Source organism: Streptomyces sp. NPDC056948 (assembly GCF_042674225.1).
Lineage (GTDB): Bacteria > Actinomycetota > Actinomycetes > Streptomycetales > Streptomycetaceae > Streptomyces > Streptomyces purpurascens.
On sequence record NZ_JBHUQX010000082.1, the window covers coordinates 1 to 26,756 of the forward strand.

Annotated in this window: 20 protein-coding genes; 8 read left to right on the plus strand and 12 right to left on the minus strand. The window is 71.2% G+C overall.

All coding sequences use genetic code 11. The features are described 5' to 3' along the window. Positions 1-43: 43 nt before the first annotated feature. The 8 genes from ACFTZL_RS13405 to ACFTZL_RS13440 all read right to left on the minus strand — a co-directional run bounded on the left by ACFTZL_RS13405 (position 44) and on the right by ACFTZL_RS13440 (position 7,575). A complete protein-coding gene (locus tag ACFTZL_RS13405; protein WP_382581160.1) occupies positions 44-256 on the minus strand; it encodes an EF-hand domain-containing protein in 213 nt (70 codons plus the stop codon). 56 nt (positions 257-312) lie between these two features. Then, positions 313-1,227 (minus strand): MerR family transcriptional regulator, encoded by a 915-nt coding sequence (locus ACFTZL_RS13410; RefSeq protein ID WP_382581162.1) that lies wholly within the window; start codon positions 1,225-1,227, stop codon positions 313-315. A gap of 70 nt (positions 1,228-1,297) precedes the next feature. Further along, positions 1,298-1,915, minus strand: coding sequence for an ADP-ribosyltransferase (locus tag ACFTZL_RS13415; RefSeq protein ID WP_382581164.1), 618 nt, complete (start codon positions 1,913-1,915; stop codon positions 1,298-1,300). Positions 1,916-2,007: 92 nt separating this feature from the next. Then, positions 2,008-3,186, minus strand: coding sequence for a YncE family protein (locus tag ACFTZL_RS13420; protein ID WP_382581166.1), 1,179 nt, complete (start codon positions 3,184-3,186; stop codon positions 2,008-2,010). Positions 3,187-3,298: 112 nt separating this feature from the next. Further along, a complete protein-coding gene (locus ACFTZL_RS13425; protein ID WP_382581168.1) occupies positions 3,299-3,802 on the minus strand; it encodes an ATP-binding protein in 504 nt (167 codons plus the stop codon). 274 nt (positions 3,803-4,076) lie between these two features. Further along, positions 4,077-4,844, minus strand: a complete 768-nt coding sequence (locus ACFTZL_RS13430; protein ID WP_382581170.1) for an enoyl-CoA hydratase/isomerase family protein — start codon at positions 4,842-4,844, stop codon at positions 4,077-4,079. Between the two features lie 99 nt (positions 4,845-4,943). After that, on the minus strand, positions 4,944-6,176 hold the full coding sequence (locus tag ACFTZL_RS13435; RefSeq protein ID WP_382581172.1) for an Ig-like domain-containing protein: 1,233 nt from the start codon (positions 6,174-6,176) through the stop codon (positions 4,944-4,946). A gap of 154 nt (positions 6,177-6,330) precedes the next feature. Further along, positions 6,331-7,575: an Ig-like domain-containing protein gene (locus tag ACFTZL_RS13440; protein ID WP_382581174.1), complete on the minus strand. Its 1,245-nt coding sequence runs from the start codon at positions 7,573-7,575 to the stop codon at positions 6,331-6,333. Positions 7,576-7,763: 188 nt separating this feature from the next. Here ACFTZL_RS13440 and glgX point away from each other — a divergent pair, with 188 nt between their 5' ends. Both glgX and ACFTZL_RS13450 read left to right on the plus strand, forming a co-directional pair. Next, positions 7,764-10,016, plus strand: a complete 2,253-nt coding sequence (glgX, locus tag ACFTZL_RS13445; RefSeq protein WP_382581175.1) for a glycogen debranching protein GlgX — start codon at positions 7,764-7,766, stop codon at positions 10,014-10,016. A gap of 205 nt (positions 10,017-10,221) precedes the next feature. Next, positions 10,222-11,628, plus strand: coding sequence for a sulfatase (locus ACFTZL_RS13450; protein ID WP_382581177.1), 1,407 nt, complete (start codon positions 10,222-10,224; stop codon positions 11,626-11,628). On the opposite strand, the gene ACFTZL_RS13455 is transcribed toward ACFTZL_RS13450, so the two are convergent. Genes ACFTZL_RS13455 through ACFTZL_RS13470 form a run of 4 tightly spaced genes read right to left on the minus strand, consistent with a single transcriptional unit; the run spans position 11,625 to position 15,208 of the window. Beyond that, positions 11,625-12,269, minus strand: a complete 645-nt coding sequence (locus ACFTZL_RS13455) for a response regulator (RefSeq protein WP_382581179.1) — start codon at positions 12,267-12,269, stop codon at positions 11,625-11,627. The two genes, ACFTZL_RS13450 and ACFTZL_RS13455, sit on opposite strands and share 4 nt — an antisense overlap. Continuing rightward, positions 12,262-13,515 (minus strand): sensor histidine kinase, encoded by a 1,254-nt coding sequence (locus ACFTZL_RS13460; RefSeq protein ID WP_382581181.1) that lies wholly within the window; start codon positions 13,513-13,515, stop codon positions 12,262-12,264. Before ACFTZL_RS13460 ends, ACFTZL_RS13455 begins: the two co-directional genes overlap by 8 nt. A gap of 44 nt (positions 13,516-13,559) precedes the next feature. Beyond that, positions 13,560-14,309 (minus strand): ABC transporter permease, encoded by a 750-nt coding sequence (locus tag ACFTZL_RS13465; protein WP_382581182.1) that lies wholly within the window; start codon positions 14,307-14,309, stop codon positions 13,560-13,562. Then, positions 14,306-15,208, minus strand: a complete 903-nt coding sequence (locus ACFTZL_RS13470) for an ATP-binding cassette domain-containing protein (RefSeq protein ID WP_382581184.1) — start codon at positions 15,206-15,208, stop codon at positions 14,306-14,308. The genes ACFTZL_RS13465 and ACFTZL_RS13470 overlap by 4 nt, the downstream gene beginning before the upstream one ends. A 184-nt stretch (positions 15,209-15,392) precedes the next feature. Between ACFTZL_RS13470 and ACFTZL_RS13475 the strand changes: the two genes are divergently transcribed. From ACFTZL_RS13475 to ACFTZL_RS13500, 6 genes are all read left to right on the plus strand, one after another. After that, a complete protein-coding gene (locus tag ACFTZL_RS13475) occupies positions 15,393-17,210 on the plus strand; it encodes an ABC transporter ATP-binding protein (RefSeq protein WP_382581186.1) in 1,818 nt (605 codons plus the stop codon). Further along, entirely contained in the window at positions 17,207-19,069 is a 1,863-nt protein-coding gene (locus tag ACFTZL_RS13480) for an ABC transporter ATP-binding protein (RefSeq protein WP_382581188.1), read from the plus strand. Before ACFTZL_RS13475 ends, ACFTZL_RS13480 begins: the two co-directional genes overlap by 4 nt. Before the next feature lie 22 nt (positions 19,070-19,091). After that, positions 19,092-20,846: an ABC transporter ATP-binding protein gene (locus ACFTZL_RS13485; protein ID WP_382581190.1), complete on the plus strand. Its 1,755-nt coding sequence runs from the start codon at positions 19,092-19,094 to the stop codon at positions 20,844-20,846. Further along, positions 20,843-22,615 carry an ABC transporter ATP-binding protein gene (locus tag ACFTZL_RS13490; RefSeq protein WP_382581193.1) on the plus strand — a complete coding sequence of 591 codons (1,773 nt, stop codon included), beginning with the start codon at positions 20,843-20,845 and terminating at the stop codon, positions 22,613-22,615. The genes ACFTZL_RS13485 and ACFTZL_RS13490 overlap by 4 nt, the downstream gene beginning before the upstream one ends. 152 nt (positions 22,616-22,767) lie before the next feature. Further along, a complete protein-coding gene (locus tag ACFTZL_RS13495; RefSeq protein WP_382581195.1) occupies positions 22,768-24,849 on the plus strand; it encodes a M4 family metallopeptidase in 2,082 nt (693 codons plus the stop codon). A 222-nt stretch (positions 24,850-25,071) separates the two neighbouring features. Beyond that, the gene (locus tag ACFTZL_RS13500; RefSeq protein WP_382581197.1) at positions 25,072-26,715 is read left to right on the plus strand and encodes a M4 family metallopeptidase; all 1,644 of its coding nucleotides are present in this window, start codon (positions 25,072-25,074) and stop codon (positions 26,713-26,715) included. Positions 26,716-26,756 lie beyond the last annotated feature (41 nt).

Consider the following 26,756-nt stretch of genomic DNA (forward strand, 5'->3'; position numbering starts at 1 on the left):
GGCCCCTTCGTCCAGGAGGCCGCGCGCCTCCAGCAGCGGGCGACTACTTGTTCAGGTAGGCCCAGAACTCGTCGAAGCTCAGCTTCTTGTCGCCGTCGAGGTCGCGGGTCTTGATGACGACCTCGGCGACCGACTCGGTGACGTTCCAGTCACCCGACCGGGCCAGGGCGGTCTTGAACTCGGCCGCGGTGATGAAGCCGTCACCGTCCGTATCGATCCGCTCGAACTGCTTGCGTGCTTCCTCGAGGTCCGCCACCGGTCCGCCCCTACTCTCGTGCTCTCGTGTTCTGCGTCGTGCTGACGCAGGTCAGATTAACTGGCCGTGCGTGCCTTCAGCGCGGCGACCACCCACGCGAACTCCTCGTCGTGGGTCGGCTGGGGGCCGAGGCCGTTGACGACGGCCTGGAGTTCGCGGAAGCGGGCGACCCGTACGTTGGAGGCGGCCGTGAGGCGTTCGAGCACGGCGGCCCGGTCGGTGTCGCCGAGCAGGCCCCTCAGGACATCGTCGGCCTCCGGTGCCTCGGGGGCGATGCCGCGCTGCCGTGCCTCGGCCGCGAGCTGTACGAGCCGGCTCATGAACCACAGGGACGAACCGGCCGGGACGTCCGGCCCCCGGTCCGCCGCGTTGAACTCGATCATCTGCCGCAGCTGCGCGCGGAAGCCGGGGTCCTGGATCAGTTCGGCGAGCTCCACCCAGGCGTCCACCTGCTCGGGCGTGGGGTCGTCGGGCAGCTCGGCGGCCGCGAAACGCAGCCTGCCGCGGATGTCCGGGTCGGCCGTGTCGATCCCCTCGAAGACCTCCGCCATGAAGTCCTCGACGATCCGCCGTCGTTCGGCCGCCGAGAGCCGTGCCAGTCTGTTCATGAGTGTCATCTCCTCCGCGCTGGAACCCCGCTTCGCGACCGTCGACAGCACCGCACGGGTCACCTTGAGCGACCGGATCTGCGCGTCGAGCGCGACCACGTGCGCGGCGGCGACCCGCGCGACCGTCGTCTCGCCGGCCAGGACCCGGCGGACGTCCGCCAGGCCGAGGCCGAGTTCGCGCAGGGTGCGGATCAGCTCCAGGCGGGCCACGGACGCGGCGTCGTACAGCCGGTAGCCGCCCGCGGACCGGCCCACCGGGGGCAGGGCGCCCTCGTCGGACCAGTACCGGATGGTCCGCACGGTCAGCCCGGTGACCCGGGCCAGTTCTCCGATGGTGAGCAGTCCGGTGCCGTCATCGATCATGACTGCGAGTCTGGACCCTCCAGTGGGTGGAGACTCAAGGAGCGCGTCGGTGACGGCTCGGAGGTGCTGCTCAGTGCCAGGGCTCGTAGTGCGGGTTGCTCTCGCACCTGCTCATGATCTCGGTCTTGGTCTGTTTGTCGACCGGGCAGACGCCGATGATGTACTTCCGGGCGACGCCGCCGGGGAAGGCGACCTCCTGCTGGTCGGCCCACTTGTGGGTGTCCCCGATGGTCTTGTTGACGTCGATGCCGCCGGGGGCGTCGACGTAGTAGTTGAAGCCGGAACGCCACTGCTTGTACAGGTCGTGGTCGTACGACGTCGACACGTACGGGGAGGGCTGGTTGACCAGCACGTACTTCTCCAGGTCGTACTGGCCGGCGATGACGTCCTTGGGATGGAAGCCCTCCTCGAAGATGACGGACGGGCCACGGCCGTCGGCGCGGTAGAGGGTGCCGCAACTGGTGCGCCAGGACGGCTCGGGGGTGATGCGGTCGACGTCGACACGGCGGTCGGCGGCGGCCTTGACCTTGTCGTCGAACCGGACGGGACAGGCGGCCGGTGCGGGGGCGGCGGCTGTCGCGGCCGTCGGGGCGGGGGCCTGGGCGGGCGTGGCGGCCGTGGTCGTGAGGACGGCCGCGAGGGAGAAGGCGGCGGCAGCGATCCGCCGCCGCAGGGTCATAGTGGTCACGAGGGCACGATGGCGGGTCCGCGGCGCCGGGCCTTGGACCCTCACCCGATCAGGGGCGTGTCAACTGCCCTTGAGTGGACGGCAGATGGGGCTCACCGGAAGATGCCCGTGTGGCCGAGGGAGTAGCGGCCGGGCTGTGGGTAGACCGCGAGGCCGTGCGGGCCGCTGCCGACGGGGATGCGGGCGAGCTGGGCGCCGGTGCGGGTGTCGATGGCGTAGACCTCGGAGTCGTAGCGGCCGGAGAGCCACAGGACCTTGCCGTCGGCGGAGACGCCGCCCATGTCGGGGCTGCCGCCGTCGGGCAGGTCCCACTTCTTGGTGAGCTTGTTACGGGTGAAGTCGAAGACGGAGACGGTGCCTTCGCCGCGGTTGGAGACGTACATCTCGCGGGAGTCGCGGCCGACATAGAGGCCGTGGCAGCCCTTGCCGGTGGGCAGCAGGGTGGGCTCGGTGAACTTGTCGCCGTCCAGGACCCACATGCCGTGGGCCATCATGTCGGCGATGTAGAACCTCTTGCCGTCCGGCGAGACCTTCACGTCCTGCGGCATGGCGCCCTCGAACGGCAGTCTCTGCTGCCCGACGACCTTCATCTTCTCGGTGTCGACCTTGAGCAGCTCGCCGCTGAACTCGCAGGAGACGATGAAGTAGCGGCCGTCGAGGGAGAAGTCGGCGTGGTTGACGCCGTAGCAGGAGACCGGGACCGTCTTCTTCCGGTCCATGGTGTGCGGGTCGCGGAAAACCAGCTCGCGGTCGAGGGAGGCCATCACGACGGCGTACTTGCCGTTGGGCGTGAAGTAGAGGTTGTAGGGGTCGTGGACCTCGACCTCCTTGCCCGCCTTGCCGGTCTTGGGGTCGATCGGGGTGAGGGTGTGGCCGCGGTTGTTGTTGACCCAGAGCGTCTTCAGGTCCCAGGAGGGCACGACGTGCTGGGGTTGCCGGCCCACGGGGATCGTCTCGATGATCTCGTACGTCTTCGGGTCGATGACGGAGACGGTGTCGGACTCGGTGTTGGGGACGTAGACCCGGGACGGGAAGCCCTTGACCACGGGCGACAGCTTGTTAGGGCGGTCGGCCGCGTACACGTCCTTCGGGTCGAGGACGGGCGGCATGCCCGGCAGGCCCTGGACGGTCTTCTTCTCGGGCGGGGCGGGCACGGCGGCCTTGGTGGGGCGCGTCTCGGAGGTCCGCTCCTCGCCCTGGGTGCCACAGGCGGCGAGGAAGGAGAGGGCGGCGCCCGCGACAAGGGCGCGCTTGAGGAAGTGGCGGTGCATTGGACCATTTAAGGTGCGCTTCACCAGGAAATCGGTGATTCGCCCGATCGACGTCCAGGTGAGTCGTCGCAGGTCACACCCCCGGTCGAGCCCCGGCCGCCGCCGGCGGCCGTCAGCGGTCGACGACCCGCATCTCGAACCACGTCGTCTTCCCCCGGGGCAGCAGATCGACCCCCCAGCGGTCGGCCAGCTTGTCGACGAGGAAGAGGCCCCGGCCGCTGACGTCCATCTCCTGGACCGGCATCAGACAGGGCAGCCCCCGGGAGGGGTCGCGGACCTCGACACGGATCCAGCCGCGACGCCGGTGCAGACGCAGCCCGAAGACGCGGGCGCCGGTGTGGCGTACGGCGTTGCCGACCAGTTCGGAGACGAGCAGGACCGCCTCCTCGGTGATCTTGGGGGTGAGTCCCCAGTGGCGCAGGACAACGACCTGGGTGAGCCGTCTGGCGGTGGCGGCGGACTCGGGGCGGGACGGGAGTGGAACCTCTGCTTCCGTCGGGTTGCCGTACAACTCCAGCGCCTTGAGCGCCCGTTCGTCCTCGACGGTCGGCGACCAGCGCGCCGCGGCCGCATGTGCGTGTCCCCGCGGCTGTTCCATACCCTCCAGCCCCGCCATGCCCCCCATCATGGCCGCCCGGGGCGCCCGACGGGGCCGTTCCCGGGGAATGGACCCCCCGGAACGGGCCCGGAACCGGCAGTCGGACGGCATATGCCAAAGGCACTTCGGAGCCTTCCGCGGCCCGCATGACCTGCGGATACGACCTGATCCGGGGCAATTGGCGAAGGTCCCCGACCGGAGACGCTTAAGACTGCCTTAAGGCTCCCATAAACCGCCCCGTCGAGGGACCCGGATCAGACGCCGTGTCAATTGCAAGCCCCTGAAGGGATGTTCAGAGGAACTTCGCCTTGCCCGGGCCCTCCTCCACGAAGCTGCGCATGCCGCGCTCGCGGTCCTCGGTGGCGAACAGGCCCGCGAACCAGTTGCGTTCGATGGTCAGGCCCGTCTCGATGTCCGTCTCCAGGCCGGCGTCGATGGCCTCCTTGGCGGCGCGCAGCGCGAGCGCCGGGCCCTGCGCCAGCCTGGCGGCCCAGGCGTGCGCCTGCGCGTACACCTCGTCGGCGGGCACGACCCGGTCCACCAGGCCGATCTCCCGCGCCTCGTCGGCCTTCACCATCCGGCCGGTGAAGATCAGGTCCTTGGCCTTGGAAGGGCCGACCAGGCGGGCCAGGCGCTGGGTGCCGCCCGCGCCGGGGATCAGGCCGAGCAGGATCTCCGGCTGGCCGAGCTTGGCGTTCTCGCCGGCGATGCGATAGTCCGCGCACAGCGCGAGTTCACAGCCGCCGCCGAGCGCGTAGCCCGTCACGGCCGCGACGACCGGCTTGGGGATACGGGCCACCGCCGTGAACGAGTCCTGCAGGGCGCGGGCGCGCAGGACCATCGCGGTGTGGTCCATCGCCTGCATCTCCTTGATGTCCGCGCCGGCCGCGAACACCTTCTCGCCGCCGTAGACCACCACGGCCCGCACGTCGTCGCGGCGCGTGGCCTCCTCGGCGAGTTCCTTCAGCCGGTCCTGCGTGGCGATGTCCAGCGCGTTCATGGGCGGGCGGTCGAGACGCAGCGTGCCGACGCCTTCAGCGACTTCGAGAGAGACGGTCATAGGAGCAGGTTAACGGGGGCTAACGGCAGAGACCCCGGTGCTGTCCGTCACACCGGGGCCTCGTCGTCAGCGCGTCATCAGCGCAGGGTCAGCTCACTGTCACTTCTTCCACTTCTCCCACGACATGTTCCAGCCGTTGAGCCCGTTGTCCGGGTCGACGACGCGGTCCTCGGAGTTCTTGACGACCACCACGTCGCCGACCATCGAGTGGTTGAAGAACCAGGCCGCCGGCACCTTCTTGTCCCAGCCGCCGCGCACGTCGCGCAGGCCGATGCAGCCGTGGCTGGCGTTGTACTCGCCGAAGGCGCCGCCCGCCCAGTAGTTGCCGTGCAGGAAGGTGCCGGAGGTGGTGAGGCGGATGGCGTGCGGTACGTCCTTGATGTCGTACTCGCCGCCGTAGCCGACGGTCTCGCCGTTCATCCGGGTCACCGGGAGCATCTCGCTGACGACCATCTGGCCGTTCCAGGTCTCCATGCCGGGCTTGCCGGTGGTGACCGGAATGGTCTTGAACAGCTTGCCGTCGCGCATGACCTTCATCGTGAGCTTCTTGGCGTCCACGACGGAGACCTGGTTGCGGCCGATGGTGAAGTCGACCGTCTTGTCCTGCTCGCCGTAGACGCCGGAGCGGCCCTCGACGCCGTCGAGGTCCAGGTCGACGGTCACCTTGGTGCCGGGCTTCCAGTACTTCTCGGGGCGGAAGTCGAGACGGTCGTTGCCGAACCAGTGGCCCTCGACGTCCACGGCCGGCTCCGTCTTGATGCGGATGGCCTTCTCGACGTCCTCCGGGTTGGTGATGCCCCGGTCGAAGCGGATGGAGAACGGCATCCCGACGCCGACCTTCGATCCGTCCTCGGGGGTGAAGGTGCCGGTGAAGGTGTTCTCCGGCGTCAGTGTGGTGAAGCCCGCGTCCTCGGCGGCCGTGCGGCCCTCGGAGTCCTTGGCGACCGCGTGGACCGTGTACTTGGTGGCGGCGGCCAGATGGGTGGACGGCGTCCAGGTGGCGCCGTCGCCGGATATCTCGCCGTCGACCTTCTTGCCCTTGGCGTCCTTGACCTCGACCTCGGTCAGCTTGCCCTTGGCCGCGCTGACCTTCAGCTTCCCGCTGGTGTCGACGGACTTGGCGCCGTCCTTGGGGGTGATGCTCACTACGGCCTCGGACTGTTTGCTCTGCGCGGTGTCCGAGCCCTTGCCCGTGCCGTCGTCCCCGCCGGCCCCGGCTCCGCTCTCCCCGCCGCCACACGCCGTGACGGCGAGGAGCAGCACGCCGAGTATCAGCGCGAGCAGTCCGTGCCTGCCCCCAACCGACGCCCCCGATATCGGTCGCCCGTTCAAGTCGTTCTCCCCTCCCCGGGCCTGGTCAGGCCCACAACCCCTGCGCGTCCCCCGCGCACCGGCGCATAGTAACCACAAGGCACCGGGCACCGGCGGCCCGCGATTGTCACTGTTCCGTCCCAACGGAACGCCGGGTCGATCCGTCCCCTGTCGGTCACTTCACCGCACTGCCCGCTTTCCATGCGTTCCAGCCCATGTTCCAGCCTCCGAGGCCATTGTCGGGAGCGACCTCTTTGTCATTGCTGTTGACGACCTCGACGACGTCCCCGATCAGGCTGCGGTCGAAGAACCAGCCGGCCGGGGTGTCCGAGCCGCCGCCCTTCACATCGCGCAGTCCGATACAGCCGTGACTGGCGTTGGTCCGTCCGAAGACGGTGTGGTCCGCCCAGTAGTTGCCGTGCAGGAAGGTGCCGGAGTCGGTCAGGCGCATGGCGTGCGGGACGTCCGGGATGTCGTACTCGCCTTTGCCGTCGCGCTTCTTGAAGCCGACCGTGGCGCCGTTCATCCGGGTGACGTCGAGCATCTCGGTCACCACCATCTTCCCGTTGTACGTGGTCGTCTTGGGGGCACCCGCCGTGACCGGCACGGTGGCGAGGGTCTCGCCGTCGCGCCGGACCTCCATCGTGTGCTGGGCGGCGTCGACCACGGAGACCTGGCCGCGGCCGACGGTGAAGGAGAACGTCTTGTGCTGCAGGCCGTAGACCCCGGGCGCGCCCTCGACGTCGCGCAGGCGCAGGTCGACGGTGACCTGGGTGCCGGGTTTCCAGTAGTCCTCGGGGCGGAAGTCGAGGCGGGTCCGGCCGAACCAGTGCGGGCGGATCTCGACGGCCGGGCGGGAGGTGACCCGTACCGCGCGTTCGACGACGGCGCGGTCGGCGATCTCCCGGTTGAACTCCAGGGAGACGATCATGCCGGTGCCGACCGTGGCGCGGTTCTCCGGGGAGACGTAGCCGATGAAGCGTTCCTCGGGGACGTACGTCGTGAAGGTGGTGTGCCGGGCCGAGCGGTGGCCGTCGCCGTCCACGGCCACCGCGTCGACCGTGTACTCGGCGGCGAGCGCCAGCCGCTTCTCGTCGGGCTCCCAGGTCAGGCCGTCGGCCGAGACCTGCCCGGGCACCGGGGACTCCTGCGCGTCCTGGGACCTGGTGACCTTCACCGACTCCAGCCTGCCGTCGGGCACGCGCACCCGTAGCGTCCTCGCGGGGCGCACGCCCCTGCTGCCGTCGTCGGGCGAGACCTTGATGACGTCCTCGGGCGCCGGGGGCGCGCCGAACGCCCCTGCGATCCCGCCCGCGTCGTCCGAGGTACAGCCCGTGGCCCCGGCCAGCAGCCCTGCCCATGTCACTACGGCGGCCAGCGCGGCCCTCGCGCGCCGCGCGCGCCCTTGTACGTGCCTCACGGGGTACCCAACGACCGGCCGCGTCCCCGGGAAACGACCATGCCCGCCCCCGGGGAAACGTGAGTGCGACCCACGCTCTGGGCAGAACAGTGGGGAGGACGACGCGCAGGGGAGCCGCGGCCCGGGCCGCAGTACAGGACCGCACCCCTCTGTCACCCGTCGTTCCACGAGCCGCGGGAGGCTGACAGGTGTCCAGCGCAGCCGAGCAGGAGGCGGTGGCCGGCCATCAGGCCACCGGGAACGGGCGCCAGGCCGCCGCCGCGAACGGCGTACGGCGGCCCGCGCCGCCGCCCGCGGTGCCCGCCTGGCCGGGCGCTGCGACGCCACTGGGCGCCCGGTTCCGGGTCGGCCCGGACGGGGTGGCGGGGACCAACTTCGCGTTGTGGGCGGGCGGGGCGGAGGGGGTCGAGCTGTGCCTCTTCGACGAGGCGGGCAAGGAGTCGCGGGTCCGGCTCGGCGAGCTGACCCACGAGATCTGGCACGGCTTCGTCCCGGGCGTGCTGCCCGGACAGCGCTACGGCTACCGGGTGCACGGCCGCTGGGACCCGTGGACGGGCGCCCGCTGGAACCCTGCGAAGCTGCTCCTCGACCCGTACGCGCGGGCGGTGGACGGGGACTTCTCGCTGCCTCCCGAGGTGTACGGGCACGTCCGCGACTGGCCGCAGCAGCACGTCGCCGACACCGTGCGCGACGACCGCGACTCGGCGCCGTACGTCCCCAAGGGCGTCGTCGTCCACGATGACGACGACTGGGCCGACGACCGCCGCCCGAAGACGCCGTGGGCGGACTCGGTGATCTACGAGGTGCACGTCAAGGGCTTCACCGAGCTGCACCCGGGCATCCCGGAGGAACTGCGCGGCACCTACGCCGGACTCGCCCATCCGGCCGCGATCGAGCACCTGGTGAAGCTGGGCGTGACGGCGGTGGAGCTGCTGCCGGTGCACCAGTTCGCGCACGAGGACCATCTGCTGCGCAGAGGACTCGGGAACTACTGGGGCTACAACTCCATCGGCTACTTCGCCCCGCACGCCGCCTACGCGGCCTCCGGGACGAGGGGCGGGCAGGTCGGCGAGTTCAAGCGCATGGTGCGCGCCCTGCACGCGGCCGGGATCGAGGTCATTCTCGACGTGGTCTACAACCACACGGCGGAGGCGGGCGAACTCGGCCCGACGCTGTCCCTGAAGGGCATCGACAACCGCGGCTACTACCGCCTCCAGGACGACCCCCGCCGCTACGCCGACTACACCGGCTGCGGCAACACCCTGCACGTGGTCCAGCCGCAGGTGCTGCGCCTGATCACGGACTCGCTGCGGTACTGGGTGACGGAGATGGGCGTGGACGGCTTCCGCTTCGACCTGGCGGCGGCGCTGGCCCGCTCGATGCACGACGTCGACATGCTCTCCCCGTTCCTGGCGGTCATCGCCCAGGACCCGGTGCTGCGCCGGGTGAAGCTGATCGCCGAGCCGTGGGACGTGGGGTCGGGCGGCTACCAGGTGGGGGCGTTCCCGCCCCTGTGGACGGAGTGGAACGACCGGTACCGCAACGCCGTACGGGACTTCTGGCGGCATGCGCTGCCCGACGTACGCGAGATGGGCTACCGGCTGTCGGGCTCCAGCGATCTGTACGCCTGGGGCGGGCGCAGGCCGTACGCGTCCGTCAACTTCATCACCGCGCACGACGGCTTCACCCTGCGCGACCTGGTGTCGTACGAGCGCAAGCACAACGAGGCCAACGGCGAGGGCAATCGGGACGGCACGAACGACAACCGGGCCTGGAACTGCGGGGCCGAGGGCGAGACGGACGACGAGGGGATCAGGGCCCTGCGGCGCCGGCAGTTGCGGAACCTGCTGACCACGCTGCTGCTGTCCACCGGTGTGCCGATGCTGGTCGCGGGCGATGAGCTGGGCCGCACGCAGCGCGGCAACAACAACGCGTACTGCCAGGACAACGAGATCAGCTGGGTGGACTGGGGGCTGCTGGAGGACCCCGGGTGGCGCGCCCTGTTCGAGCTGACGTCCCGGCTGATCGAGTTGCGCCACCGGCACCCGGTGCTCCGGCGCCGGGCGTTCTTCTCGGGCCGGGCCCAGACCGCGGACGGGCTGCGCGATCTGGCCTGGTTCACGTCCCGGGGCACCGAGATGACGGAGCAGGACTGGTACGCGCCCGCCGCCACGCTCGGGATGTACCTGTCCGGGCGGGACATCCCGGGCCGGGACGAGCGCGGGGACCAGATCCTCGACGACAGCTTCCTCGCCGTGCTGCACGCGGGCGAGGGGCCGGTGCGTTTCGAACTGCCGGGGCCGCCCTGGGCGGAGCGGTACGAGGTCGTCGTCGACACGAGCCTGGAGGAGCAGGGGGAGGCGCCGGGCGTGGAGCACCGGGCCGGGACGGAGATCACGGTGCCGGCGCGGGCGGTACTGCTGCTGCGGGTGGCGGGCTGAGGCATCGTTTCTCCGGCAGGGCACGGTCGCGGTGCGTGCCGGCCGGGGCCGCCGCATTGTTGCGGCGCGTTGCGGGTCCGTGAACTCGGCGGGGATCTTCTTGACCCCGTCGCCCGACCGCTGGCAGCGTCCATGCCGAGCCATGGCCTCCCCCTCTCCCCCCTCCTGCCGCTCTCCGACTCTCTGATACCTCCAGGACCTCCGCATGCCCGAAATATCCCGTCGTGCCCTCGGTGCCCTCGTCGGCGGTGGTGCCGTGGGCGCCGTCGCCGGTACGGCCACCGGTGCCGAAGCCGCCCCCGCCGAACGGCCGTTCAGGGCCCGCCCCGGTGCCGGGTCCGGGCGCCGCCCCAACGTCCTCGTCATCCTGGGCGACGACCTCGGCTGGGCCGACCTGTCCTCCTACGGCGCCCCCCACATCAAGACGCCGAACCTGGACCGGCTGGCCCGCCAGGGCGTGCGGTTCACCGACGCCTACTCCGGCTCCTCGACCTGCTCCCCGACCCGCTTCAGCCTCTACACCGGGCGCTATCCCGGCCGTACCAAGGGCGGGCTCGCCGAGCCGATCGCCGACAGGTCGCAGGGCCTGGACCCGAACCACCCCACCCTCGCCTCCCTGCTGAAGAAGGCGGGCTACGCCACCGCGCTCATCGGCAAGTGGCACTGCGGCTGGCTGCCCGACTACAGCCCCACCAAGTCCGGCTGGGACGAGTTCTTCGGCAATCACGGGGGCGTGCTGGAGTACTACTCCAAGCTCGGACAGCTCGGCGACCACGACCTCTACGAGGGGGACGCCGAGTACAAGGACCTGCGGTACTACACGACCGTGCTCACCGAACGGGCCGTCGAGTACGTCGGCCGGGACCACGACCGGCCCTGGCTGCTCAACCTCAACTTCACCACCCCGCACTGGCCCTGGCTCGCCGAGGGCGACGAGGAGACCGGCGCCGAGATCGCGGCGAAGATCAGGGCGGCGACATCCCGGGCCGAGGTCAGCAAGGCCCTGAACCACTACGACGGCGGCTCGGTCGAGAAGTACACCCAGATGGTGGAGAGCCTGGACGCGGCCGTCGGCGAGGTGCTCGCCGCCCTGCGCCGCTCCGGGCAGGAGGAGAACACCGTCGTGCTGTTCGCCAGCGACAACGGCGGCGAGCGCTGGTCGTATCTGTGGCCCCTCAGCGGCGGGAAGTTCTCCCTCCAGGAGGGCGGCATCCGGGTGCCCACCATCCTGCGCTGGCCCGCCCGGATCGACGGCCGTCAGGTCAGCCACGAGCCGAACTTCTCCCCCGACTGGACCGCGACCCTGCTGGAGCTGGCCGGTGCCCGGCCCGACCCGGCGTATCCGCTGGACGGCACGAGCCTCGCCGGGTACCTGCTGCGGGGCGAACGGCTGCCCGAGCGGGATCTGTTCTGGCGGGTGCGCGGCAACCGGGCGCTGAGGCGCGGCGACTGGAAGTACTACCGGGACGACAAGGGCACCGACCACCTGTACAACCTGGCCGCCGACTCCCGTGAACAGGCCGACCTCGCCCCCGACGAGCCGGAGTTGCTCACCGAGCTGAAGGGATCTTGGGAGAAGATCGCGGCAGGTCTGCTGCCGTACCCGGGCTAGCCCAGGATGCCTCGCTCGTAGGCCGTGGCCACCGCCGCCGCCCGGTCCTTCACGCCCAGCTTCGCGTAGAGATGCGTGAGGTGCGTCTTGACCGTGGCCTCGCTGATGAAGAGTTCACGGGCGATCTCGCGGTTGGAGGTGCCCTTGGCGACCAGGGCCAGGACCTCGCGCTCGCGGGCGGAGAGGGTGTCGTTGCCGGGGGCCCGGGGAGTCCGGACCGCCGAGACCAGGCGGGAGGCCACGGCCGGGGAGAGAACGGTCCGGCCTTCCGCCGCCGCGCGGACCGCCGCGAACAGTTCGTCCCTCGGCGCGTCCTTCAGGAGGTAGCCCGTCGCGCCCGCCTCGATCGCGGGGAGGGTGTCGGAGTCGGTGTCGTAGGTGGTCAGGACGAGGACCTTGACGCGGGCGCCGGTGCGGGTCAGCTCGCGGATGGCGTCCACGCCCCCGCCGCCCGGCATGCGCAGGTCCATCAGGATCACGTCCGGATCCAGGGCGGCGGCGAGCGAGACCGCCTCGACGCCGTTCGACGCCTCCCCCAGGACGCGGAAGCCCGGCGCGGACTCGAACATGCCGCGCAGGCCGTCCCGTACGACGGGGTGGTCGTCGACGATGAGCAGGGTGATCGCGGCGGCGTCAGTCATGGCGGACCAACGGTACGCGAGCGGAGACCGCCGTACCGTGGCCCGGCTCGGACTCGACGGTGAGGGACCCGGCGACGCGTTCGGCGCGGGCGCGCATGCCGTCGAGGCCGAAGCCGCCGGATCGGGTGCGTTCGGGGACGGCGAGCGGGTCGAAGCCGCGGCCGTCGTCGCGGATGTCGAGGATGACCTCGTCGCCGAGGAAGGACAGGGTGACACCGACCCGGCCGGCGGCGGCGTGCCGGGCGGTGTTGGAGAGGGCCTCCTGGACGATCCGCAGGATTGTGGCCGCGATCTCCTCGTGGAGCTGTTCGTCGGTGCCGGTGACCGTGAACTCGGCGCAGACGCCCGTCCGTTCGCCCCAGTCGGCGACCGTCTTCTTCAGGGCTTCCGGCAGTCCGGCGTCGGACAGCGCCACGGGGGCGAGGTTGTGCACGGAGCGGCGGGCCTCGCCGAGGCTGTGCCGGGCCAGATCCGTCGCACGGGCCACGTGTTCGCGGGCCAGGTCCGCGTCCGGGGTGTTCACCACGACCTGGAGCTGGGCGATGATGCCGGTCAGCCCCTGGGCGATGGTGTCGTGGATCTCGGCGGCCAGCCGCCGCCGCTCGTCGGCGACTCCGGCCTCCCGGGCCTGCACCAGGAGCTGGGCGTGCAGGGCGGCGTTCTCGTCGAGGGCCTGCTGCAGGGCCGCGTTGGTGCGCTCCAGTTCGGTGATGGTCGCGGTCTGGATCCGGGTGCGTTCCTCCTCCCGCCCGGCCAGTTGACCGAAGACGATCAGCAGCACGATGTGGACGCAGAGCAGCCCACCGAACACCGCCCAGTTCAGCGGCCCGTGCAGGGGCATGCCACCGGACTGCGACCCCGCGATGGTCACCGCGGTCGCCAGCAGCCCGAGTTGGAGCGGGCGCCCCCGCAGCAGCCGGTCGGGGCCCACGAACCCGGCGGCGGCGTAGAAGGCGAAGAACGGGTTGAACCAGCTCAGCGCGAATGCCAGCGCCCAGCGCACGAAGTAGTAGCAGGCGCCCGGCACCGACGGGGTCAGGGGCCGGTCGCGGGACCAGCGCCCCCACCACAGTTGGAGGACCACCGCGGCGCCGACCAGGGCGACGGTGGTGTACCGCTCCACCGTGGTCATGCCGACCGCGTCGACCGTGGCCGCGGAGAGCACGGTGCCCGCCGCGAGCATCCCGTACGGCCCCCAGCGGAAGTAAGCCGCCCACCGCTGCTCCACACCCGCCACGTCCGTCATGCACACAGTGTCGGCCACGGCCGTGTCCCCTCCCCGGGCGCCGGTCATTCCCAGCGGAACCAGCGCGCGGCCGACGCCGAGAGCACCGCGGTCCACGCGGCGAGGACGGCCAGGTGGCCCCAGCCGGGCCAGTCGCCCGCGGCGGCCTGGTCCAGGGCCCGTGCGGCGGCGCCGAACGGGGTGCACTGGACGATGCGGCCCAGCAGGTCCGGCATGGCCTGCACGGGCAGCCAGACCCCGGCGCAGAACATCATCGGGAAGAACACGGCCGTCCCGATCGCCGTCGCGATCTTCGTCGTGCGGGCCCGTGCCGAGATCACCGCGCCCAGCGAGATGGCGGCGAGCACGGCGAGGAGCAGCGCGAGCAGGTACCCGACGGGCTGTTCGGGCAGCCGTACGTCGTAGGCGAGCCGTCCGACGAGGAGCGTGAGCAGCGCGGAGGCCAGGGCCGCCACACCGTTCACCAGCATCTGGGCGGCCAGCAGGGCCGAGGGCCGGACGGGAGTGGTGGACAGCCGGCGCAGGATGCCGTTCTCGCGGTAGCCGGTGAGGGTCGGCGGCATCGCCTGCACCCCGGCCATGATGAGGGCGACCAGCACGCAGACGGGCACGTAGACGTCGACGATCCGCAGCCCGCCGAGCCCGTCCTGCGCCTCGCGGAAGGACGGCACGGAACCGAGGATGCCCAGCAGCAGGGCCGGGAACAGCAGGACCCAGAAGAGACTGCCCGGCTCGCGCCGGAACAGCCGGAACTCACTGCGCAGCACAGCGGGGTTGATCAGTGCCGTGCTCATGCCGAGGCCTCCGTGAGGTCCAGGAACGCGTCGTCCAGCGTGGCGTCGGTGACGCGGAGTTGATGGGCGGTGATGTGGTGGCGGGCCAGCAGCGACAGCACGGCGTTGACCGTGTCGTCCGTGCCGGACAGCGTGATCCGGCCGTCCTTGTTCTCGACGGCGACCAGGGCGGGGAGCGTTTTCAGCTCACGGTCGTCCAGGGGCGTGGACGGGGTGAAGCTGATGACCGTGGCCCCCGCCGAGCGGCGGATCAGCCCGGACGGGGTGTCCAGGGCGGCCACCCGGCCCTTGTCGATCACCGCGATCCGGTCGCACAGCCGCTGCGCCTCCTCCATGAAGTGGGTGACGAGCAGGACCGTGACGCCGTTCGCGCGGATGTCCTCGATCAGCTCCCAGGTGTCGCGGCGGGCGCGCGGGTCGAGGCCGGTGGTGAGCTCGTCCAGGACGACGACGCGGGGGTCGCCGATCAGGGCGAGCGCGATGAACAGGCGCTGCTTCTGGCCACCGGACAGCTTGGCGAACCGGGTGGTCAGCTTCTCCTGAAGGCCGAGGCGTTCGGCCAGCGGGCGCCAGTCGACGGGGCGCGGATAGAACGCGGCGTACAGCTCCAGCGCCTCACGGACGGTGAGTTTGGGCTGGAGCCTGCTCTCCTGGAGCTGGGCGCCGAGGACCTGGGCGACCCGCTCGTGGTCGGCGACCGGGTCGAGGCCGGTGACGCGGACGCGGCCGGAGTCGGGGACGCGCAGCCCCTCGACGCACTCGACGGTGGTGGTCTTGCCGGCGCCGTTCGGGCCGAGGACGCCGAAGATCTCGCCCTCCTCGACGGCGAACGAGACGCCGTCCACGGCCGGGCGGCCGGCATAGGCCTTGCGCAGATCGGTGACTTCGATGACGGACATGGACCGAGGGTCCCGGTGCGGCGGGTCCGCGCACATCGCCCGTCGCGCTCGAACGGGCATCAGCCGAACGGCTGATGCAGGCCGTACGACCCCCCGAAAACGCAGGTCGTAGGACCAAGGACGGACCCCGGCTCGGAGAAAACTCGGTGGGCAGTGTCAGTGGCGATCCGTAGGCTCACTGCTGATGGCCACCACATCTGCCCCCACCCGGAACCGTTCTGCCGTGCGCACCCTGCTGCGCCTGTGGCCGTACGTGCGGCCCGCGCGGGCACGGCTGTTCAGCGCCGCGTTCGTGGCGATACTCGCCTCCAGCACGGGCCTGGTGATCCCGCTCGTCCTGAAGTGGATGGTGGACGGGCCGGTCGCCGGCCGGGACCCGGCCGGGGTGTGGCTCGGGGCGCTGTGCCTGCTGCTGCTCGGCTTCGCCGAGGCCCTGCTGTTCGGGCTGCGGCGCTGGCTGGTGGCGCGGCCGCTGGCGCATGTCGAGGCGTCGATGCGGGCGGATCTGTACCGGCACCTGCAGCGGCTGCCGGTGTCCTTCCACGACCGGTGGGCCTCCGGGCAGTTGCTGTCCCGGGGCATGACGGACCTGATGCTGCTCCGCATGTTCCTCGCCTTCCCGTTGACGTTCCTGCTGGTCAACGGGGTGACGATAGTGATCGGCGTGATCATCATGCTGCTCCAGGACTGGACGCTGGGGCTGGTGATCCTCGGGCCCGCCGTGCCGGTGATGGTGACCTGCGTGGTCTTCGAGAAGCGGTACGCCGAGGTGGCGCGGCGCGCGCAGGACCAGGTCGGCGACCTGACGACGGTCGTCGAGGAGAGCGTGCTCGGCATCCGCATCATCAAGGGGTTCGGACGCCACCGGAGCCAGGCGCGGGCGTTCCGCGACCTGTCGGGGAAGCTGCGCGGCACGGAGCTGCGCAAGGCGCAGCTGCTGGCGACGATCTGGGGCGTCATCGTGACGCTGCCCGAGATGGCGATCGGGGCGGCGCTGGTCGTGGGGGTCGTGCAGGTGGCCGACGGGGGGTTGTCGGCGGGGACGCTGGTGGCGTTCCTTTCGACGGCGCTGGCCCTGCGGTGGCCGGTGGAGTCGATCGGGTTCCTGCTGGCGATGAGCCAGGAGGCGGCGACGGCGACCGAGCGGTACTTCGAGGTGATGGACGAGGAGGTGGAGGAGGCCGAGGAGCGCCGGGCCACCGCTGTGGGCAGCCGGTCGGCAGCCCTGGAGGACAAGGGACTTCGCTTTCACGGCGTCACCTTCCGCTACCCCGACGCCCCGCCCGACTCCGCGCCCGTCCTCCGGCACATCGACCTCCACATCCGCCCCGGCGAGTCCCTGGCCCTGGTCGGCTCCACCGGCAGCGGCAAGACGACCCTCACCGCGCTCGTCCCCCGTCTCTACGAGGTGACCTCGGGCCGCATCACCCTCGACGGCGTCGACATCACCGGCCTGTCGAGGCAGGCACTGCGCGCCAAGGTCGCCGTCGCCTTCGAGGAGCCGACGCTCTTCTCGGCCGCGGTCGGCGACAACGTTCTCATGGGGGCCGACGGCACGGCCGGGACGACGGAGCTGGAGCGCGCCCTCGCCGTCGCCCAGGCCGACTTCGTGCACGCCCTGCCGCAGGGGACGGACACCCAGGTCGGCGAGCAGGGCCTCAGCCTCTCCGGCGGGCAGCGGCAGCGTCTCGCGCTCGCCAGGGCTGTCGTCGGACAGCCGGAGTTCCTCGTCCTGGACGATCCGCTGTCGGCCCTGGACGTGCACACCGAGGCCGCCGTGGAGGCCGCCCTGCGGCACGTCCTCGCGGACACGACCGCCCTGATCGTGGCGCACCGCCCGTCCACGGTGCTGCTCGCCGACCGGGTCGCGCTGCTGTCCGGCGGCCGGATCGCCGCGGTCGGCACCCACCACGAACTGCTGCGGACCAACGCCGAGTACGCGCACCTGATGTCCGGAGAGCAGTCAGGGCAACCATCAGGGGAACAGGAGGGCGCACGATGACGGCGGCCACCGGCACACCGGCCGACAGGAAACCCGGGGACGAACCCGACGACCGACCCGCCGCCACCGGCGACCCCTTCGACCAGGACGCCCTGCCCACTCCCCCGGGCGCCACCGCCGCCCTGCTGCGCTCCCTGCTCGCGCCCCTGAAGGCCCGTGTCACGGTCACGACGGTTCTGCTGCTGTTCCAGCAGGCGGTCGTGCAGGCGGGCCCGCTGCTCGTGGCGTACGCCATCGACCGTGCCGTACCGGCGTTCCGGGCCGGGGACGACGGGCCGCTGATCACGGTGGGCGCCGGCTATCTGGCGTGCGCGCTGGCAGCGGGCGGGCTGCAGTACGCCTTCGTCTCCGCCGCGGCCCGCGTCAGCCAGGACGTGCTGCTCGACCTGCGCGGCCGGATCTTCCGCCACGCGCAGGCGCTCAGCGTCGACTTCCACGAGCGCTACACCTCGGGCCGGCTCATCTCCCGCTCCACGGCGGACGTGGAGTCCCTGCGCGAGCTGCTCGACGAGGGCCTGCAGGAGCTCGTGACGGTCATCCTGTCCTTCGTCTACATCTCGGCGATGCTGCTCTGGCTCGACCTGGGCCTCGGGAGCGTGGCGGTGGCGTCCCTGGTGCCGCTCTACGCCCTCGTGCGGCTGTACCAGCGGCGCGCCGGGCGGGTGTACCGGGCGCGGTCCACCGCGATCGCGGCCGTCATCGTGAAGTTCGTCGAGACGATGAACGGCATCCGGCCGGTGCGCGCCTTCCGCCGCGAGGCCGTCAACGACGCGGACTTCGGCGCGCTCAACCAGCGGCACGAGCGGACCAACGGCAACGCGCTGCTGGAGATGGCCCGCTACGTCACCGGCTCGCGGCTGGTCGCCAACACGGCGGTCGCGGCGATCGTGCTGTGGGGCGCCTACCGGGTCGCGGGCGGCACGCTGGCCCTCGGCGTGCTGGCGGCGGCCGTGCTGTACCTGCGGCGGCTGTACGACCCGATCGACCGGCTCGGGATGTTCCTCAACTCCTACCAGTCGGCGGCGGCCTCGCTGGAGAAGATCGCCGGGCTGCTCGCCCAGACCCCGTCCGTCCCCGAGCCGGCGGATCCCCGGCCGCTCCCGCCTCTGGCGAGCGAGCACCCGGGTCGCGAGGTCGTCTTCGACGGCGTCAGCTTCGGCTACCGCACCGGCGGCGAGGTGCTGCCCCGCTTCGACCTCACGGTCCCGGCCGGGCAGACGGTCGCGGTCGTCGGCTCCACGGGCGCCGGAAAGTCGACGCTGGCCAAGCTGCTGGCCCGGTTCTACGACCCCTCCGAGGGCCGGGTGCTGCTCGACGGCGTCGACCTGCGCGACCTCTCCGTGCCCGACCTGCGGCGCGGGGTGGTCATGGTGACGCAGGAGGCGTTCCTGTTCTCCGGCACGGTCGCCGAGAACATCGCGATCGGCCGCCCGGACGCCACCCGTGCGGAGATGGAGCGGGCGGCGAAGGAGATCGGCGCACACGACTTCATCAGCGCCCTGCCCGACGGCTACGACACCGACGTACGCAAGCGGGGTGGCCGTATCTCGGCCGGACAGCGGCAACTGGTGGCGTTCGCCCGGGCGTTGCTGGCCGACCCGGCGGTGCTGATCCTCGACGAGGCGACCAGCTCGCTGGACATCCCGGGCGAGCGCGCGGTGCAGCGGGCGATGGCGACGGTGCTGAAGGGGCGCACGGCGGTGGTCATCGCGCACCGGCTGTCGACCGTGGAGATCGCGGACCGCGTCCTGGTGATGGAGCAGGGAAAGATCGTCGAGGACGGCACGCCGGCCGAACTCGTCGCGGGCACGGGCAGGTTCGCCGATCTGCACCGGGCCTGGCGGGACAGCCTGGCGTAGCACGGCGGCGGAGGGCGGGCGGATGATCGACGCGTACGAGGACCCCGGCACACCCGACCGCCGTGGCGGTGCCCGTTACCTGTGGTGGCTGGTCACCCGGCAGCCCTGGCGGTGTGCGGCCGGGGCCGTGTTCGGCAGTGTGTGGATGGTGCTGCTGGCGGCCACGCCGTATCTGATGTCCCGGGCGATCGACGACGGTCTCGAGCCCGGCGACATGGGCGAACTGGCCCTGTGGAGCGGGGCGCTGTTCGCGGTGGGCGCGTTCAACTCCTGGTTGAGCATCATGCGGCACCGCACGATGACCCGGGTGCGGATGGACGCCAACTTCCGCACGGTGAAGGTCGTCGTCGGTCAGGCGGTACGGCTCGGTGCCTCCCTGCCGCGGCAGATGGGGGCCGGGGAGGTCGTCACGATCGGCGTGGGCGACGTGCAGACGGTCAGCCAGTCGCTGACCGTCGTGGGGCCCGGGGTCGGGGCGGTCCTGGGCTATCTGGTCACCGCCCTGCTGCTGATGTCGGTCTCGGGCCTGGTCGCCGCGGTCGTGCTGCTCGGCCTGCCGGTGATCGTCCTGCTGGTCGGGCCGTTGCTCGGCCGGTTGCGGGGATCGGAGGCGGAGTACCGCGAGCGGCAGGGCGTGCTGACCGCCCGGATCAGCGACCTCGCGGGCGGGCTGCGGGTTCTCGCAGGCCTGGGCGGCAAGCAGCTGGTGGCGGACGCCTTCCGGCGGGACTCGCGGCGGCTGCGCGAGCAGGGGTACCGGGTGGGGAGGGTGACCAGCTGGGTGCAGGCGCTGGGAACGGGGCTGCCGACCCTGTTCCTGGCGGTGGTGACCTGGCTGGCGGCCCGGCTCGCCGCCCAGGGCGACATCACGGTGGGCCAGTTGGTGTCCGTCTACGGCTATGTGGCGGTGCTGGTGTGGCCGGTGGCCTTCCTGGTCGAGTGCGGCTATCAGATCAGCCGGGGCCTGGTGTGCGCACGGCGCGTCGTACGTTTCCTGCGCCTGGAGCCGATGGCCGACACCGGCACCCTGGATGCCCCGTCCGAGCCGTCGGCCCTGTACGACCCCGAGTCGGGCGTACGAGTCCGGCCGGGTCGCTTGACGGCCCTGGTGGCTGAACACCCGGCGGATGCCACAGCAGTGGTGGACCGCCTGGGCCGTTACGCCCCGTCGAACGCGACCTGGGGAGACATCCGCCTGGACGAGATCGCCCTGAACCAGATCCGGGCAGGCATTGTGGTGGCCGACCACGAGGCCGACCTCTTCGCAGGAACCCTCCAGGAGATGATCGCCCCTTCTTTCAGGGGCGCGGGGAACTGCGCGAACAACCCCGACGCACCCGCAGACGCCACTCCACACCTCGCGGCACCCCAGCAGGCACTCCACACAGCCGCGGCAGAAGACATCGTCCAGGCCCTCCCCCACGGCCTGAACACCCCGATGACCGCCCAGGCCCGCAACCTCTCCGGCGGCCAACGCCAACGCATCCGCCTCGCCAGAGCCCTCCTCACCGACCCCGACATCCTCCTCGCCATCGAACCCACCTCCGCCCTCGACGCCCACACCGAAGCCAAAGTCGCCGCCCGGCTCAGAGACGCCCGCCAAGGCCGCACCACAGTCGTCACCACCACCTCCCCCCTGGTCCTGGACCACACGGACACCGTCCACTACCTGAAGGACGGCAAGGTCGCAGCCTCCGGCACCCACCACGAACTGCTCGACACCGCCCCCGGCTACCGGGCACTCGTCGCAAGGGAATCGGAAGAGGTCGCGGGATGAGCCACGGACAACTGCCGGTCGCCGGCCGGGCCGACGTCCGGCGCGCCCTGCTCGGACTCGTACGGGCCGACGCCCGTGCCTTCGGTGTCGTCCTGGGCCTGAACGCGCTCGCGGCCGTGGCCGGGCTGGCCGGACCGTGGTTGCTGGGCATGATGATCGACGACGTGCGGGCCGGGCGGGGGGTGGCCGCCGTGGACCGGCTGGCCCTGCTCCTCCTGCTGTGCGCACTGGCGCAGGTGCTGCTGGCGCGCTGGGCCCGGTACGTGGGGCATCGCTTCGGGGAGCGGACGCTGGCCCGGGTACGGGAGCGGTTCGTGGACCGGGCGCTGACGCTGCCCGCGTCGGTGGTGGAGCGGGCCGGTACAGGTGATCTGACCGCGCGGGGGACGGCGGACGTGACGACCGTCGGCAACACCCTGCGGGACGCGGGTCCGGTTCTGCTCGTCAACCTGGTCCAGGCGCTGTTCCTGGTCGCCGCGGTGTTCCTGACGAACCCGCTGCTCGGCGCCCTGGCGGTGCTGGCGCTGACGCCGATCTGGATCGCTTTGCGCTGGTATCTGCGCAGGGCCCGCGACGGGTACCTCGCCGAGGGTGCCGCCACCTCGGACGTGGCGGAGATCGTGGCGTCGACGGCGGCCGGAGCGCGCACGGTGGAGGCGTTCGGGCTCCAGGAGCAGCGCACGGCCGCGAGCCGGGACGCCCTGGAGACCTCCCGCCGTACCCGCTACTACACGCTCTTCCTGCGCTCGGTGTTCTTCCCGGTGATGGAGACGTCGTACGTCCTGCCGGTGGCCTGTGTGCTGGTGATCGGCGGCGCGCTGCACGCGTCAGGGTCGATGAGTCTCGGGGCGGTGGTGGCGGCGGCCCTGTATCTGACGCAGCTCAGCGCGCCGCTGGACGAGGTCCTGGTCCGGATCGAGCAGCTCCAGGCGGGCGGCGCCTCGTTCGCCCGGGTGGAGGGGCTGGCCCGGGCCCCGCGCGCCGCCGGCGAGGGGGAGTCTCCGGATCCGGCCGGCGACCGCATCGACGTCGCCGGCGCGCGTTACGCCTACGACGGGGGCGTCGAGGTGCTGCGCGGCGTCGATCTGACGGTGACGCCCGGGGAGCGGCTGGCCATGGTGGGGCCTTCCGGGGCCGGCAAGACCACGCTGAGCCGGCTGATGGCGGGCATCGACGCGCCGACCGCCGGCTCGGTGACGGTCGGCGGCGTGCCCGTGGTCGGGCTCGGACCGGAGCGGCTGCGCCGCCAGGTCGTGCTGGTCACCCAGGAGCACCATGTGTTCCTCGGCTCGGTCCGTGACAACCTGCGGATCGCCGAGCCGTCCGCCGGTGACGCGGAGGTGTGGAAAGCGCTGGCCGTGGTCGGCGCCGACACCTGGGTGCGGGAGCTGCCGGAGGGCCTGGACACCCGGCTGGGCCAGGGCGGTTGCCGTACAGACGGCTCGCAGGCCCAGCAACTCGCCCTCGCCCGGGTGGTGCTGGCGGATCCGCACACGCTGATCCTTGACGAGGCGACCGCCCTGCTCGACCCGACGACCGCCCGGCACACCGAGCGTGCACTGGCCGCCGTCCTCGAGGGGCGCACCGTCATCGCCGTCGCCCACCGGCTGCACACCGCGCACGACGCCGACCGGGTCGCGGTGATGGAGGACGGCCGGCTGACCGAACTCGGCACGCACGACGAGCTGGTGGCGGCCGGCGGGGCGTACGCGGCCCTGTGGCACTCCTGGCACGGGGACCTGCCCGAGGGCCGTCAAGGGTCCGTATAACGAACATGAACTTCCGGTCAACGAACCTTTTCCGGCCATACTCTTGACGCGGTCCTGACAGAAAGCGCACTCCCCTGCCACGCTTCCCACGACTGCTCCACAGAAACCCCACTGCAACACCTCCACCTCCCCAGGCCGGGCGACCCCCGGCCATGCAGAAGGAGTCAGTGTTGAGAAGCAGTTCCTCGCGAAGAGGCACCTCCCACAGACGCACTCCCCACACCCCTCGCCGTACCGCGGCCGTGGCCCTCGCCGGCGTCGCCGCGCTGATCGCCACCGCCGTGCAGACCGGCACCGCCACCGCGGCCCCGGAGAACAGGGCACCGGCGGCCGCGAGCAAGGCGAAGCCGGGCTCGGAATCGGTCCGGCTCACCCCCGCCCAGCGCGCCGCGCTGATCCGGGAGGCGAACGCCGGCAAGGCCGAGACCGCCAAGGACCTGGGCCTCGGGGCCCAGGAGAAGCTGGTCGTCCGCGACGTCCTGAAGGACCGTGACGGCACCGTGCACACGCGCTACGAGCGCACCTACGCGGGCCTGCCCGTCCTCGGCGGCGACCTGGTCGTCGAGAGCACGAAGGCGGACGCCACCGCGTCCGTCACGAAGGCCACCCGCGCCGCCATCAAGCCGGCCACGACGAAGGCGGCGGTGTCCGCCGCGAAGGCCCGGCAGCAGGCCCTGGCCGCGGGGAAGGCCGACGAGGCCAAGAGCCCCGGCATCAACCGGGAGCCCCGCAAGGTGATCTGGGCCGCGAACGGCAAGCCGGTCGTGGCGTACGAGACGGTCGTCGGCGGCTTCCAGCACGACGGCACCCCGCAGGAACTGCACGTGGTCACCGACGCCGGCACCGGCGCGAAGCTGTACGAGTGGGAGGCCATCGAGACCGGGACCGGCAACACGGTCTACAGCGGCTCGGTCGACCTCACCACGACCCAGTCCGGGTCGACGTACAACCTCACCGACGGCGCCCGCGGCAACCACAAGACGTACAACCTCAACCGCGGCACCTCCGGCACCGGCACCCTCTTCTCCGGCCCCGACGACGTCTGGGGCAACGGCACGCCCTCCAACCTGGAGTCGGCCGGCGCCGACGCCCACTACGGGGCCGCGCTGACCTGGGACTACTACAAGAACGTGCACGGCCGCAGCGGCATCCGCGGCGACGGCGTGGGCGCATACTCCCGGGTCCACTACGGCAACAACTACGTCAACGCGTTCTGGTCGGACAGCTGCTTCTGCATGACGTACGGCGACGGTTCGGGCAACGCGAACCCGCTGACGTCGATCGACGTGGCCGCCCACGAGATGACCCACGGGCTGACGTCGAACACCGCGGGCCTCAACTACAGCGGCGAGTCCGGCGGTCTGAACGAGGCGACGAGCGACATCTTCGGCTCGACCGTCGAGTTCTACGCGAACAACTCCTCCGACGTCGGTGACTATCTCATCGGCGAGGAGATCGACATCAACGGCGACGGGACCCCGCTGCGCTACATGGACAAGCCGAGCAAGGACGGCGCGTCCAAGGACAGCTGGTACTCCGGCATCGGCTCGATCGACGTGCACTACTCCTCGGGCCCCGCGAACCACTTCTTCTACCTGCTGAGCGAGGGCAGCGGCACCAAGACCATCAACGGTGTCACGTACAACTCGGCCACCTCGGACGGTCTTGCGGTCACCGGCATCGGCCGGGACAAGGCGGAGAAGATCTGGTTCCGCGCACTGACCACCAAGTTCACCTCGACCACCAACTACGCGGGCGCCCGCACCGGCACCCTCGCCGCGACCGGTGAGCTCTACGGCACCGACAGCGCCGAGTACAAGGCGGTCCAGCACGCGTGGGCCGGCATCAACGTCGGCACCCGTCCCGGCGACGGAGGCGGCGGCGGCACGTCCTTCGAGAACGCCGCCGACGTGGCCATTCCGGACCGGGGCGCGGCGGTCACCTCGCCGGTCACCGTCACCGGCCGGACGGGCAACGCGCCCTCGAACCTCCAGGTGGCCGTGGACATCGTCCACACCTACATCGGTGACCTCCAGGTACAACTGGTCGCCCCCGACGGCACGGCGTACACGCTGAAGGGCTACGGCACCGGCGGCAGCGCGGACAACATCAACGAGACCTACACGGTGAACGCCTCCTCCGAGGTCGCCAACGGCACCTGGCAGCTACGGGTCCAGGACAACGCGGCCATCGACACCGGCTACATCAACAGCTGGAAGCTCACCTTCCCGTAGGCCGCAGGGCGTAGACCGCAACGGTTCCCCAAGTCAGGGCGCCGCCCCGGTGGGTTCGACTCCCCCGGGACGGCGCCCGCTTCACATGCCCGGAACCGTCAGCCTGTCGTCGATTTCCGGCCAACATCACGCGTTACTCCTGACATGTACGCGCCCTTGGTGCCACTCTTCCCCCACCCGCCGCACAGCACCCCAGCAGTTCCCCCACATCAAGGAGCTCGTGTGACCCCCCTCTACGCGCGTCACAAGCGCACCACGCTGGCCATCGCCACCGCCGTCGCCGCCGGCGCCCTGCTCACCACCGGTCTGACCTCCGGCAGCAGCGTCGCCGCCGACTCCTCCTCCAAGCCGGCCCTCGCCGCCGCCCCCGTCCTGCTCTCCGCGCCCGCCCGCACGGCTCTCGTCAAGGAGCAGCAGGCGGACGCCCCGAAGACCGCCGAAGAGATAGGCCTCGGCGACCAGGAGAAGCTGGTCGTCAAGGACGTCGTGAAGGACGCCGACGGCACGGTCCACACGCGCTACGAGCGCACCTACGCGGGCCTGCCGGTCCTCGGCGGCGACCTCGTCGTGCACGAGTCGAAGTCCGGCGCGACCAAGGGCGTGACCAGAGCGACGAAGGCCGCCATCAAGGTCGCCTCCCTCAAGCCGGCGGTCGCCGCCGCCAAGGCCGAGAAGCAGGCCGTGACGCTCGCCAAGGCGGCCGGCTCGGAGAAGACCGAGGCCAGCTCCGCTCCCCGCAAGGTGATCTGGGCAGCCGACGGCAAGCCCGTCCTTGCCTACGAGACCGTCGTCGGCGGCCTCCAGGAGGACGGCACACCGAACGAGCTGCACGTCGTCACCGACGCCGCCACCGGCAAGAAGCTCTACGAGCACCAGGCCATCGAGACCGGCACCGGCAACACCACGTACAGCGGCAAGGTCGACCTGACCACCACCAAGTCCGGGTCGTCGTACAACCTCACGGACGGCACGCGCGGCGGCCACAAGACGTACAACCTCAACCGCGGCACCTCCGGCACCGGCACCCTCTTCTCCGGCACGGACGACGTCTGGGGCACCGGCAGCCCGTCCAACCTGGAGACCGCCGGCGCCGACGCGCACTACGGCGCCCAGGTGACCTGGGACTTCTACAAGAGCACCTTCGGCCGCAGCGGCATCCGCAACGACGGCAAGGCGGCCTACTCGCGCGTCCACTACGGCAACGCCTATGTCAACGCCTTCTGGTCGGACAGCTGCTTCTGCATGACCTACGGCGACGGCGAGGGCAACACCAACCCGCTGACCTCGCTCGACGTGGCCGCCCACGAGATGAGCCACGGCCTGACGTCGGCCACGGCCGGTCTCAACTACAGCGGCGAGTCCGGCGGTCTGAACGAGGCCACCAGCGACATCTTCGGCGCGGGCGCCGAGTTCTTCGCGAACAACTCCTCCGACGTCGGTGACTACCTCATCGGCGAGGAGATCGACATCAACGGCGACGGCAGCCCGCTGCGCTACATGGACAAGCCCAGCAAGGACGGCTCGTCCAAGGACGCCTGGTCCTCCAGCCTCGGCGGCGTGGACGTCCACTACTCCTCCGGTCCCGCCAACCACTTCTTCTACCTGCTGTCCGAGGGCAGCGGCTCGAAGACGATCAACGGCGTGACCTACAACTCGCCCACCTCCAACGGCTCCACGATCACCGGCATCGGCCGCACCAAGGCGCTGCAGATCTGGTACAAGGCGCTGACGACGTACATGACGTCGACGACCAAGTACGCGCAGGCCCGCACGGCGACCCTGAACGCGGCCTCGGCGCTCTACGGCGCGAGCAGCACCGAGTACAAGGCGGTCGCGGCCGCCTGGTCCGCGGTCAACGTCGGCTGACCGAAGCACGACCCACGGGCGGTACCCGGAGCCACGGCGGC

Excerpts from the sequence above, each read along its gene's own strand:
- ACFTZL_RS13470 (WP_382581184.1), bottom strand. The coding sequence starts at position 15,208 with ATGTCCGTCATCGAAGTCACCGATCTGCGCAAGGCCTATGCCGGCCGC.
- ACFTZL_RS13480 (WP_382581188.1), top strand. The coding sequence starts at position 17,207 with ATGACGGCGGCCACCGGCACACCGGCCGACAGGAAACCCGGGGACGAA.
- ACFTZL_RS13475 (WP_382581186.1), top strand. The coding sequence starts at position 15,393 with ATGGCCACCACATCTGCCCCCACCCGGAACCGTTCTGCCGTGCGCACC.
- ACFTZL_RS13495 (WP_382581195.1), top strand. The coding sequence starts at position 22,768 with ATGCAGAAGGAGTCAGTGTTGAGAAGCAGTTCCTCGCGAAGAGGCACC.
- ACFTZL_RS13410 (WP_382581162.1), bottom strand. The coding sequence starts at position 1,227 with ATGATCGATGACGGCACCGGACTGCTCACCATCGGAGAACTGGCCCGG.
- ACFTZL_RS13420 (WP_382581166.1), bottom strand. The coding sequence starts at position 3,186 with ATGCACCGCCACTTCCTCAAGCGCGCCCTTGTCGCGGGCGCCGCCCTC.
- ACFTZL_RS13490 (WP_382581193.1), top strand. The coding sequence starts at position 20,843 with ATGAGCCACGGACAACTGCCGGTCGCCGGCCGGGCCGACGTCCGGCGC.
- ACFTZL_RS13465 (WP_382581182.1), bottom strand. The coding sequence starts at position 14,309 with ATGAGCACGGCACTGATCAACCCCGCTGTGCTGCGCAGTGAGTTCCGG.
- ACFTZL_RS13455 (WP_382581179.1), bottom strand. The coding sequence starts at position 12,269 with ATGACTGACGCCGCCGCGATCACCCTGCTCATCGTCGACGACCACCCC.
- ACFTZL_RS13485 (WP_382581190.1), top strand. The coding sequence starts at position 19,092 with ATGATCGACGCGTACGAGGACCCCGGCACACCCGACCGCCGTGGCGGT.
- ACFTZL_RS13450 (WP_382581177.1), top strand. The coding sequence starts at position 10,222 with ATGCCCGAAATATCCCGTCGTGCCCTCGGTGCCCTCGTCGGCGGTGGT.
- ACFTZL_RS13425 (WP_382581168.1), bottom strand. The coding sequence starts at position 3,802 with ATGGCGGGGCTGGAGGGTATGGAACAGCCGCGGGGACACGCACATGCG.
- ACFTZL_RS13460 (WP_382581181.1), bottom strand. The coding sequence starts at position 13,515 with ATGACGGACGTGGCGGGTGTGGAGCAGCGGTGGGCGGCTTACTTCCGC.
- ACFTZL_RS13430 (WP_382581170.1), bottom strand. The coding sequence starts at position 4,844 with ATGACCGTCTCTCTCGAAGTCGCTGAAGGCGTCGGCACGCTGCGTCTC.